Annotated in this window: 7 protein-coding genes; all 7 read left to right on the forward strand. The window is 50.5% G+C overall.

Annotated features, from left to right (window positions below; all coding sequences use genetic code 11):
* The first annotated feature begins 1 nt into the window (after nt 1).
* Nucleotides 2–1,720 (forward strand): DUF4397 domain-containing protein, encoded by a 1,719-nt coding sequence (locus BM030_RS16600; RefSeq protein ID WP_090974731.1) that lies wholly within the window; start codon nt 2–4, stop codon nt 1,718–1,720.
* Between the two features lies 1 nt (nt 1,721).
* A complete protein-coding gene (locus tag BM030_RS16605; RefSeq protein WP_244519024.1) occupies nt 1,722–2,999 on the forward strand; it encodes a hypothetical protein in 1,278 nt (425 codons plus the stop codon).
* Between the two features lie 22 nt (nt 3,000–3,021).
* Nucleotides 3,022–4,125, forward strand: coding sequence for a fasciclin domain-containing protein (locus BM030_RS16610; protein ID WP_090974732.1), 1,104 nt, complete (start codon nt 3,022–3,024; stop codon nt 4,123–4,125).
* A gap of 102 nt (nt 4,126–4,227) precedes the next feature.
* Nucleotides 4,228–5,577, forward strand: coding sequence for a fasciclin domain-containing protein (locus BM030_RS16615; protein WP_170845791.1), 1,350 nt, complete (start codon nt 4,228–4,230; stop codon nt 5,575–5,577).
* A 1-nt stretch (nt 5,578) separates the two neighbouring features.
* Entirely contained in the window at nt 5,579–6,586 is a 1,008-nt protein-coding gene (locus BM030_RS16620; RefSeq protein WP_090974734.1) for a fasciclin domain-containing protein, read from the forward strand.
* 50 nt (nt 6,587–6,636) lie between these two features.
* Nucleotides 6,637–8,841, forward strand: a complete 2,205-nt coding sequence (locus BM030_RS16625) for an IPT/TIG domain-containing protein (RefSeq protein WP_170845792.1) — start codon at nt 6,637–6,639, stop codon at nt 8,839–8,841.
* 65 nt (nt 8,842–8,906) lie between these two features.
* Complete coding sequence (locus BM030_RS16630) at nt 8,907–12,263, forward strand: SusC/RagA family TonB-linked outer membrane protein (protein ID WP_090974736.1); 3,357 nt, start codon at nt 8,907–8,909, stop codon at nt 12,261–12,263.
* The last annotated feature ends 12 nt before the right edge of the window (nt 12,264–12,275 follow it).

Raw genomic sequence — 12,275 nt, forward strand, 5'->3', positions numbered from 1 at the left:
GATGAGATATCAGACAATAGACATTAGACGCCAGACCTTCTCATTTTTCGTTTACTTCGGACTTCTGGCATTGGTCTTCGTAGGCTCCTGCGCCAAGGAAAAACTGGATAATATCATCGACCACCCCAACCCGTTCGACAATGGCGAGCTTTCTCCCGTGCGCATCATCAATGCGGCAGAGTATTTCAATGTAATTGCCAATGGCGACAGCCTCACGAGTTTTGCGGGTTTTTTTTCGGCCACATCCCCTTCAGTTCCGTTTGGAGGTCCCTGGTACAGCGCCTCTATGGGTACCGAGTATTTCCCTTTTCATGGTTATTTGGGCAGGGAGTGGCGTATCCCTCAGCGACTGTTCCGCGATAATGGCCGATTGGATCTGTTTTTCCAGCACATCATGGGGTACCCGAATGTAGAGAATAATCCAGCTGGCAACATATTAGGTCTCACCATCCAGCACACGGATAATAGGCCGGTTGATTATTACATTGGGCCCCATCCGGTCGAGGGCGTGTATTTCGCGGTTGACCGAGATGAAACGCCATCCTCCCAACCGGATCATTTCAAGATTCGCGTGGTCAACCTTGCTTCTGATGTTGAGACAACCCCAAACTTCTATGAGCCGTTGACCCTTACCTATGCTGATGGTACCCCGGTCGACCCCCGTACCACAGGCATTGATGCCAGCAGGCGGGTCACGGACTATGTGGAGCTGCCATATGGTACCTATCAGTTCCGCGTAGTCAGCCAAACCGGATTTCAATTGCCTGGTACGGACGGACGGACGGAACATATGATTACTGACCCCGCGACGCTCTCGCTGGTCTCCAGAGACGTATATACCGCACCGGCAAAACTGCATCATCTGGTATATGCGCCCATACACAGTTACCAGCCCGGCGGTGTATATACCATTCATGTGTATCCGTCAAAATTCATGTGGTACAGAATTGGTTTCTTCGAGGCTTTTAATTTTTTTGAAAACGCCTTTCGCGTGGTACAGGACAATGTGCCTACAGCTAATTTGAAGTATGGACGGGCACAATTAGTAAACGCCCTGCCGGGTAGTCAGCTCAAACTGCGCTTTGGCTCGGGAGGAAGTACGGAAGACACGCCATATGGCCAGGCTTCGGCCTATAGTACCCTGTCCGTGGGCGAAACGCAGATTGCGTTGACTGACGGGAGCGGTGATATGCTGGCTGCCATTACCCACCTCGTCCAACCGAACCAGCATTACAGTGTATACGCTTATCCTGATGAAACAGGCAAACCACAGATTGTCGTCATCGCTAATGATTTAAGCGGCAACGGAGAGTTGATGCCTTTTCGCAAGCGCTTCATCAATTTGTGCCCGGATATCCCATACGTGACGTTCACCCGCAATGACGGTGAATCGATGGGCCAACCACAGGTGGTGGCTAACCTACGTCCGGGCATCGCTTCGTTGGAAGACCCATATATCAGCGGAGATGAGCGGCAAGAACCGTATGAGATATTGGCTTACCGATCTGCGCCCGGTAAAGTTCCTGGCGTATGGGCTGATGATATCCCGGTGCTGCAAAGCCATGATTTTATCGCCCGGAACGAACTGTATGCCCGTTTTGGGGGCAACCTACCCACGCACGAGCCCGGCTACTATACCGTTGCTCTTATCGGACGCGTGGGTGATAATGTGCCGCCGGAACACAAAGCAAGAATGGTGATCATTAAACATAATAGGTAACATGAGACAGCAGATGTTAAATAACGGACAACAGAGGATAGGCAAGGGACTTCAGCTCAGCTTTGTGTTGTTGATTTCCGGGGCGCTGATCGTTTCATCCTGCGCCAAAATTGAACCAGTGGTCATCAACGAACCCGCTTACCTCCGGGTGTTCAACAACCTGCGTTTTAAAGTAACGGTTGATAATCAGGATCAGACCCATAGCACGCTTGTTATGCTGATCAATCCTGAATATGACAGTAATGGCATTCCCGCCGGCGCGGAAATTATAGGCGATTTTTTAGTGACGCGCAATAGTTATGCACCGCCGTACCCTTCACATATTGGCAACAGCCTGGATGTCTACAACCCCGAATATCCGGGCAAAGAGCGGGTTAACGCCGGCCCTATACTCAACGGTTTTGATTTAAGCTCCTGGGCACAGGTCCCTTCAGGGCAACACCGTGTAGCCTTTTATTCCCGGCCGCGCAGCGAAGTACCGTTCTTTAATCTGGAAATGCGCTATCGGACCGAACCGATTGTAGATACGGTACTGGATTTACGGGCCGGAGAGGTTTATACCCTCCATGTGCTGCAAAAAGATTTCAATACAAAGGAAAACGGCATCCTTCTGCGGCAGGAAAACTTTCATAAGCTGGCGTTAGCAGACTCGCTGGTTTATGTTAATTTCTATAACATGAGCGCGAAAGGTTTTTTTGAAGCTCCGCATACCGTTAAACCGAACAGCGGGAATCACTTGCTGGGAGGCTTAAATTTGGAATACGACTGGTTTCAAGAGGGGATACGCGAAGAAATGAATGTGTTTTATGTGGCCTATGACGAGCGGTTTTTGCGGCAGCATTATGACGGAACCATCAAACCGTTGGCATCATTTATGACCCATTTAAAGCGTGATACGGAAAATCCGGCAACGGCGCCTTACTGGTCGTTACCTTTGTTTTTTAATGCTCAGGATTCCATCCGTTCATTCTTATTCCAAGAGTTTTTTTTCTCCCGCCCCGGTTTTGATGCCACCCCAGAATCCTTCATGATACCCAATGATGGGCCAGAAGGTCCAGGTGCCGGAGGTTACGCCCGTCTTCTATGTTACGGAAACGGAAGGGAAGAACCACCCGCACCTCGGCGGCAAAATTATGTGGCGGTACCCAATCTGATAGTGACCACGCATTCGGGTGAGCATAACCCCCGCTCATTTGCGACGGTCAACAGTATTGAGATCGTCAACAACTCCGTATACCTTACCACGGTGCAGCGCGTGTATGAGCCACCGGTTTATTGATGAATAAAGCCACAGAAGCGTTATGACAAGATATATTTTAAGTATATGTGTGATATTGAGCGCAGCATCATGTGATAAGCGCGATATCCGGCTGGATAATCCAAACGACAAGTTGCGGCCTTTTGCTGAATTTATGCAAAACAACTATGCCTATAGCCTGTTTCATGCGGCCATTGAAAAAGCTGGATTAACGGAGGAACTCAATGGCCCCGGCCCGTTCACGGTATGGGCACCCACCAACGAGGCGTTTAATCGCCTGGGTATAAACAGACCTGAGGATTTCGAGGCGTTCGGTGTGGACAGTCTTCGACAGTTGGTGCTGTACCATGTGCTCCGCGGACGCGCCCTTGAGATAGAAGATATCCCGGAAAACAGTGCGAATAACCGGTATACCACTGAATCCGGTGCAGATGTCTGGCTGGCACGGTTCGATACCGGCAACCGCCTTACCCGTATGTTTAGGCCCTACATCAATGGGATAATGATCGGGCAATGGAGTAATCGGGTGAACTCCAACGAACATTATGGCCGTCATAATATTCACGTGGCCAACGGTATATTGCATGAGATCGGCAACGTGCTGCGGTATGATAATGTCCCGGTGAGGGATTGGCTGGAAAACCATGAGGATTATCAGGTATTGGTGGCCGGACTGAAACACTTCGGCTATTGGGAATTGTTGGCAGATGATAAGCAGTGGACCATCGTGGCTCCGGTGGATAGTCTGTTTGAACAAGAGGGAATGACGGTTGAAACAGTGTCCGCACTGGATACCTCGGTATACGGTAAGCGGCTGTTCGGGGCATATATTTTCCCCGTGCGTTTCTTTATGTCCGACTTGCGACTGTATCTGTTTGCCATGCGGGTTACAAGCACCAGAACGGTTGATCTACGCATTTATACCCCCATTATCGGTGATGAAAATTTTTCAAATGGAATCTTGAATAACTACTCGACTTTTTTTGTCAACAGGACGTTCCCGTCATCCGGATATGGCTGGGACGATGACACCTATAGCACGCCGAATAACGCGTTTGACCGCGATCAATCTCACCTGGTGCGCAATGGTATTATCCATCGTCTTGACGGGGTGGCTTTGCTTCCGGGGCAGGTATTCAACGACTAATCAGATACAGCTATGGAAAGGAAATTGAATTATAAAATACTGATTTTTAGCTTTTTGAATATTTTGATTCTGTGTAATTCCGCCTGCAACAGAACCGAGTTTATGCCACCTCCGGTCGGGGAAGTTGTACCTTTTGAGGACAGCACGCTTACGGTGGAGGAATACATGGCTGATGACACGGAACATGCGCTTTTCTGGCGGGCATGGCGTCGCAGCAACATCATAGCGCAATTGAAATCCTTTGCGGAAGATTATCGTTTTACGCTATTCCTTCCCAGTAATAACGCTATGGTGGCTGCCGGCTTGGATGCCGCTTGGATTAGCAGGGCCAGCCAGCAGCAATTGGACAGTATTGTACAATATCACATCACGCCTGTACAAGTGATGCCGGAGTCTTTCAACGCACAATCCACTTATACCGGCAGTGTCGAGCTGGAAACCATGCGTCTGGAATCCGATTATATCAGATTGGTCAATCAAACAAACGCCAACAATGATTGGCCAATGAAATTCCGCTACAAAATGAGCATAATAGACGGGAAAGTGCATATCAATAATAAACCTGTTGGGGATGCAGCAGCGGGCGCTGTATTGAGGGGAGGAACCGTGTTTCCCATCAACCGCGTGCTGCAAAAACCCCGGAAGAGCACCCGGCAGATACTGGTGGAGGACGGGCGGTTTAAGCTGTTCCTGGGTATCCGACGGTATAATGATAGCCTCTATAATCGGTTGGCCAATGGTCCGCTTTCCAATGTAATCAATACCCCTTACGAAAATAATCAGTATGTAGTCGGGATCAGTTCCTCCTCAGCTTCAGTGCGCTGGCTCACGACCACGGCATACGTTCCGGCTATGCTTAATTATCTGGCGGATGTGCATTATCAATATAATAATCACGCTTCCAGACAGAACTTTTTATCCGTGAAGCAGATCTTTCTGCTGACCGTACTGATTCCTACGGACGAAGCTTTCCAGCGGGCGGGATTTCACTCGCTGGACGATCTTATTGCCTTCAATCACCGGGTCCCCCTTTCGGAGTCCTATAATGGAATCGACCGTTGCCTGCCCACAGACAGTATCCTGAACTACCACTTCATGGGGGCTAACAGCCGTGCAACGCCGAACCGGATTTTCGATAACAATAGGAACGCGTATCATAATGCGGCGCTCGCGCCGCGTGCGCCGATGCTTTATTACTCCAACGAACTGCGGAATGAATGGGTGGATAACCTGATAGATTTGCATATGCGTAGTATCGACTCCAGATATGAATTGCGTTACAGTGTGCCGCCGCTGGATTTTATCCGCGATGGGAATGAAGCGGTACGGGTACGGGTACGCGGTTCTGAATATGAACCGGCCACACTGATTGAAAAGGATATTGAAACCTATACGGGGGTCCTCCACGTGTTGGACCGTCTGTTGATACCGCCGGGAATGAAACTTCATTAAAATGAGACAACGGATTTTAAATTTACGATTTCGGACTTTGGTCTTCGGACTCTTGTCTTCTGGACTTTTCGGACTGCAATCGTGCGATAAGCAGGATGTCTACCGTGATATCGATTACAATCGCATCAGCGCTATTGTGAACGACAACTACAATTTATCGATCTTCAGGGCGGCGCTGGATCGCACAGGCATGGACGAATACCTGCAGGAGCAAGAAGGTCCATTTACGGTATTGGTCCCTTCAGATGACGCATTTGCCCGTGCAGGTATAAATGGTACTACTGCGCTTAAGGCCCGCTCTTCTGCCTGGATTGGAAGCACCGTAAACTATCATGTGCTTAACGGTAACTATGAATTGAGTAAGTTTCCGTACCTCATCAACCAGGAAGTTAATTCGCGAGGCGGTAAGGTCTTTGTGAGCCGTTGGATTAAAGGTCAGGATACCGTATTGGCTATCAATGGGGCACGGGTGCTATTGGAGGACATCCCGGCTTCAAACGGACGGATACAAATCATCAACCGGGTACTGGAGCCTTATTTTCATGAAACATTGGCTGATGCCGTTACGGCCGATACCACCACGCTTTTTGCCGAAGCGCTACGCCGCAGCGGTCTGATGGAAACTTTGCGTGGTGAAGGGCCTTATACCCTGTTTGCGCCGTCAAATCATGCCATGCGGCGTTATGGCTATACTTCTATCCAGCAGGTAAAAGAAGCAAATCAGGGCACGTTAAGGGAATTGTGCGAATTCCATATAGCCGTTGACCGCCGTTTTATAAACGACTACATCTTATTCATCGGCGATACGCATACCGGCAGCCAACGGATGATCAACACATTCACGGCAACGGTAAAACTGATTGCCAACGCTAATGAGCCCGGCGGGTTCAGCGGTATCCGATTGGCTGCACCCGGAAATGTGACGGATGTCCACGTAACGCGGCAAGATATTTTGGCTGGTAACGGCGTATTGCATATTGTGGATGATGTGCTGCGATTGACCCGATGAGGATCAGAAACGCAGTTATGGACGGCTCGGATTTTTTGAAAAAAAGGGATATGAAAGCATTGAATTACCAAAAGCTTGGCTGGATATGGTTATGGGTTGGAGCACTCGTAATCTTTCAGACCTGTAAAAAAAACGAAGTGCATGAAGCAGAGCGTGTGCCGCTTTCCGTTGGGACATATTATCCCAACAGTGGTAAGGCTGGTTCGCTGGTAACTATTGAGGGCGAGGGATTTGCCCGGAAATTGGACGAAAACACGGCTCACTTTAGCGGCGTACAAGGTGAGGTGGTGGCGGTGGAAGAGGGCCGCATGGTGGTGAGAGCGCCGGAGGGCGCGCAAAGCGGGCCACTTATTGTTGGCAATGGCTCGCAAACTCAAGAAGTTGGTTTGTTCACCTACCAAAGTCTGACCATTACGCGAATACATCCAGCCAACGGTCCGGCCGGTTCCCATATACGCATTTACGGCGAAGGGTTTAGTAGCCTGACCGAGCCGGTAAAAGTGAGAATTAACGGTAAGGATGCTGCAGTTTCGGGCGCCAGCGATACCCTGTTGGTAGCCGAAGTGCCAACGGAAGCGGGCAGCGGACCGGTGGAGGTTTTCGTAGACGGGATGCACGTGCGTGGTCAGGATTTCGCTTTTCAGGCTATCCGGAGCATTAAGCCGCTCACCGGAGGCGCAGGTACGAAGGTTCGTATTAACGGAGAAGGGTTTGAGTCGGCGGCCGACGGAAATATCGTGGATTTTAACGGCAAGCGCGCCGTGGTGCTGGAAGTCAGCAGTACGGGCCTATTGGTGGAAGCCCCTGAAGGAGTGGAAACCGGACCTTTGGCGGTCACCGTAAACGGACAACGTGCTACCGGGCCGGTCTTCACCCTCGTGCCGCGTCCTGAAATTACGGAAGTAACCCCGTTAAGTGGCCCGGCTGGCGTGGAAATGACCATCACTGGCAAGTATTTCAGTCCGGAATTGGAAGAGAATATAGTCTTGGTTAACGGTGTAGCCGTACCGGTTACCGCTGCGACGGGGCAAAAGATCACGCTCACTCTACCCGGCGGTACAGGCAGTGGTCCGGTGGCCGTAGTCGTGAACGACCAGCGCACAGAAGGGCCGCAGTTCAGGGACCAAAACTTAGGTATCGTCGGATTTTCGCCGGATAACGGACAGGATAACCTGGAGGTTACCATTACCGGTACCGGCTTTGACCCTGATCCCGGGGCTAACCAAGTGACCTTTAATGGTATGCCCGCACAGGTAACCGCTGCCACGGAGAATCGGTTGACAGTGCTTACCCCTGCCAATGTCAGTACAGGCACCTTGCAGGTAATTGTAGACGGGCAAGTCGCCCTTGCGCCCAGGGAATTCCGCCGCACGGGTGTACAGACCATCGCCACCGGATTAACCAGCGTTTACAGTATGGTGGTGGATGAGTCGGGTGTTGTCTACGCCATCAGTGGGCAACGGGTTGTGAAGATTACACCGGACGGCCAGGTGAGTACCTTGGCAGGTGATGTCACTGCCTCAGGAAATGTCAATGGCACGGGTACGGAGGCTCGTTTCAATTTTACCTATATCTCGTCCATCGTAATGGATAGTCAAGGGAATCTGTATGTATCTGAACCCACTGGGCACCAAATACGTAAAATCACACCGCAGGGCGTAGTCAGTACCTTTGCCCAGATCACCAGCCCAAATAAGATGGTGATGACTTCCGGCGGCGACATCATTGTGTCGGCTAACCGCAATCCTTGGCGGATAACTAGGCAGGGACAGACAACGCAACTCCACAACAGTAACTATTTAAGCGTAACGAACATTGGTATTGCTGTGGATGAAAACAGTCGTATCTATTTCTTCGATGCCAGTTACCAATATGACCGTCCCAATTTAGGTTTCATCAATTTTGCTACCGGCGAAACGATGCGGTTCTTCTGGATTGGAGGTGGCCCCTACGGGGTATTGGTAGGTGTTGGCGATCAGGTCTATCTGAGCAGCCAACCTACCTTTGTAGCGGACGGAAACGGGCATTTGCTGATCAATGATGCATTTAATCAACGAATCATGATCCGGCGCGTCGATATTTCAACAAGGGAAGTAACCGCGTGGCTGGATTTTCCTTTGGGATTCCAGGATGGACCACTCTATCAGGCGGCTGTAAGGCATTTCTATCCGGGCACAATGGCATTGGCTCCCAATGGAGATATATATTTTTATCAATCTGCGGACCAAGCGATCCGGAAGATATTCCTCCGATAGCGGATAGGAAATAGTAACACTGACTGAAAGCGGAATAACCATAATAGCTAAGTGACAAACAATTTATGAAGTTGAGAATAATCATTGATAGTTGTCTGATATATGTATTGTTGGCGACTGTTGAGCCAATGTTTGCGACTGCATCCGTCAATCCGATGACGAGCGAAATACAACAGCAACGCATCACCGGCAAGGTGACCAACAGCCAGGGACAGCCCTTACAGGGGGTAAGCATTACCGTCAAAGGTACGGGTGTGAGCGTACCCACGGGTGCTGACGGCAGCTTTTCGATCGCTGCTTCAACAGACGCGGTGCTTGAAGTGCGATTGATGGGATATATCAGCCGTGAGGTGCCGGTAGCCGGTCAAGCCATGCTTTCTATAACCCTCGAGGACGATGTTCAGATGCTCGAAGACGTGGTGGTTACGGGTTACCAAACGGTAAGTAAACGGCGCTTCACAGGGGCCTCGGCCACGCTGAAAGCGGAGGACGTGAAACGCGATGGGGTGACAGATGTGAGCCGGATGCTGGAAGGACAGGTCGCAGGCGTATCGGTGCAAAATGTATCGGGCACCTTCGGCGCGGCACCTAAGATACGCATCCGCGGAGCTTCTTCCATCAATGGCGACAATAAGCCACTGTGGGTGGTAGACGGCATCATCCTGGAAGATGTTGTCAATGTATCAAATGAACAGCTCTCCACTGGTGACCCCTCCACGCTGATCGGTTCCTCGGTAGCGGGCTTGAACCCGGACGACATTGAAAGTTTCGAGATACTCAAGGACGCGGCGGCCACTTCGCTGTATGGGGCGAGGGCCATGAACGGTGTTATCGTGATTACCACTAAAAAGGGACGTGTGGGAGCTCCTGTAGTGTCTTATATGGGCAACTTCTCTACCTATCTGAAACCATCGTACAGCCAGTTCAACATCATGAACTCTTATGACCAGGTATCGCTATATGCCGAAATGGAGCGCAAGGGTTGGCTTAACTACGGCGAAACGGCTCGGGCAGCCAATGGCGGCATCTATACCAAAATGGCTGAACTCATCAACCAATATGACGCGACGAACGGGCAGTTCGGCCTGCGTAACGATGCGGAAAGCCGCAGGGCGTTCCTCGAACGGTATGCTTATGCCAACACCGATTGGTTTGACATCCTGTTCAACAATTCGTTTATGCAGGAACATGCGCTAAGTGTGTCCAGCGGCACAGAAAAATCGCAGCTCTACGTTTCTACCAGTTACCTGAATGACAACGGCTGGAGCAAAGGTGATGCCGTGGAACGGTTTACGGGAAACATGCGGGCGACTTTCACGCCCAATAGCCGGCTGAGTTACGGTATCATCACCCAGGGGTCTATCCGCAATCAACGGGCGCCCGGAACGTTGGGGCGCGTGAGCAACGCGGTGAGCGGAGAATTGAGCCGGGATTTCGACATCAATCCGTATAGTTATGCATTAAATACCAGCCGCGCGCTGACGGCGTTCGATGAGACCGGTGAACGGGAATACTTTCGCCGGAATTTTGCGCCGTTCAATATTCTCCATGAATTGGAGAATAATACCATTGATTTGAGCTTTATGGATCTTAAGGTACAGGGCGAACTGCGGTATAGTATTATGAATAACCTGAAATTTGCCTTTGAAGGAGCTTACCGCTACGCAAAGACCAATCAGGAGCATAGCGTACACGAAAATTCCAATATGCCTGAAGCTTACCGCGCAGATGGCGATGCTACCATACGCGCTGCCAATAAATTTTTGTACCGCGATCCGGATAATCCCGAAGCTGAGCCTTTCTCCGTGCTGCCTTACGGTGGATTTTACCTGATAAATGACACGTACCTGATCAGTTATAATCTACGTAACTCGCTGGATTACAGTAGGCAGTTCGGTGCTAATCACCACATACGGGGCTATGGTTTTATGGAGCTGCGTTATGCCGACAGGCAATTCAAGGAATTCAATGGCTATGGTTATCAGTTTGATAAAGGAGGAACGCCCTACGTCGATCCTAATTTCCTGAAAATGGTCATCGAGGCGAATCAAGACTATTATTCGATGACACGTCGGTTCGATCGCTTTCTGGCGTATGGCTTGAACGCTGGATATTCTTATCGTGATAAGTATAATATGGCGGGTACTGTGCGCTATGATGGTTCCAATCTGATGGGCCGTACACGCACGGCACGTTGGTTGCCTACGTGGAACCTGAGCGGTTCATGGAATGTGGACGGCGAAGATTTCTTTGCTCGGCAGCGGGTGCTCAGCCGTGCAACCGTGCGCGCCAGCTATGGTCTTACGGCCAGCAGCGGTCCGGCCACAAACTCCAGCGTGGTACTGCGTAACGCATCAGCGAACCGGCCATACCTGACGGAACGGGAGTCGGTGATCTACCTGGCCAACCTGGAGAATTCCGAGCTAACCTGGGAAAAGATGTATAAGCTGAACATCGGGGCCGACGTAGGGTTTCTGAACAACCGCTTATCGTTGACGGTGGACTATTACAACCACCAGAGCTATGATCTGATCGGTCTGGTGCGTACCGGAGGCATCGGAGGTGAAGCCGTTAAAGTAGCCAATTATGCCGACATGCGGGCAAACGGGGTGGAGGCTACGTTGAACGGTACCGTGCTGGAACGGAGCAACTGGAAATGGACGTCGCAGCTCAATTTCGGTTATAATAGGTCTGAAATCACCAATCTCAAGAACGAGCCAAATATCTGGTCATTGGTGAATCCTGATGGGGGCGCCAAGGAAGGGTATGCACAGCGGGGGCTATTCTCGCTAGACTATCATGGGCTCGACAGTGAAAGGGGCATACCTCGTTTTATCAATGAGAAAGGAGAAATATCCGGAGCCGTTTTCCTGCAAGACCGGAATACCAATTACCTGATATATGAAGGTTCCATTGATCCGTTGCTGACCGGTGGGTTCTTCAACGGTATCAGTTACGGAAACTTCAGGTTAACGGCGCTGGTTACTTTTAGCACGGGTAACGTGGTAAGGCTGCGCCCCGCCTTTTCCAGTTCTTATTCCGAACTGGATGCCACGCCGGAGGAGTTCCTCAACCGCTGGCTGCTTTATGGTGAGCAGGCGGAGCCTTCGATACTGGACAGGCGTGAAGTTGTTGATCTGGTGGGCTCGTATCCGTACAATAACTACAACTATTCAACAGCCCGGGTAGCGAAAGGCGATTTTGTGCGCCTGAAGCAGGTGATGTTTTCCTATAATCTGCCAACGAAGTACCTGGGCCAGTTAGGGGTTAATAATTTGTCCGTCAGTTTGGTAGCGAACAACCTGTGGTTGATATATGCCGATCGTGCACTGAACGGGCAGGATCCGGAATTTTTCGGGTCGGGAGGTGTAGCCATGCCGCTGCCCCGGCAATTCACGCTGTCATTGAAGGTAGGGATTTAAACAAGGTGATAA

It is taken from the genome of Parapedobacter composti (assembly GCF_900112315.1).
Lineage (GTDB): Bacteria > Bacteroidota > Bacteroidia > Sphingobacteriales > Sphingobacteriaceae > Parapedobacter > Parapedobacter composti.

Excerpts from the sequence above, each read along its gene's own strand:
- BM030_RS16600 (WP_090974731.1), top strand. The coding sequence starts at position 2 with ATGAGATATCAGACAATAGACATTAGACGCCAGACCTTCTCATTTTTC.
- BM030_RS16605 (WP_244519024.1), top strand. The coding sequence starts at position 1,722 with ATGAGACAGCAGATGTTAAATAACGGACAACAGAGGATAGGCAAGGGA.
- BM030_RS16610 (WP_090974732.1), top strand. The coding sequence starts at position 3,022 with ATGACAAGATATATTTTAAGTATATGTGTGATATTGAGCGCAGCATCA.
- BM030_RS16615 (WP_170845791.1), top strand. The coding sequence starts at position 4,228 with ATGCCACCTCCGGTCGGGGAAGTTGTACCTTTTGAGGACAGCACGCTT.
- BM030_RS16620 (WP_090974734.1), top strand. The coding sequence starts at position 5,579 with ATGAGACAACGGATTTTAAATTTACGATTTCGGACTTTGGTCTTCGGA.
- BM030_RS16625 (WP_170845792.1), top strand. The coding sequence starts at position 6,637 with ATGAAAGCATTGAATTACCAAAAGCTTGGCTGGATATGGTTATGGGTT.
- BM030_RS16630 (WP_090974736.1), top strand. The coding sequence starts at position 8,907 with ATGAAGTTGAGAATAATCATTGATAGTTGTCTGATATATGTATTGTTG.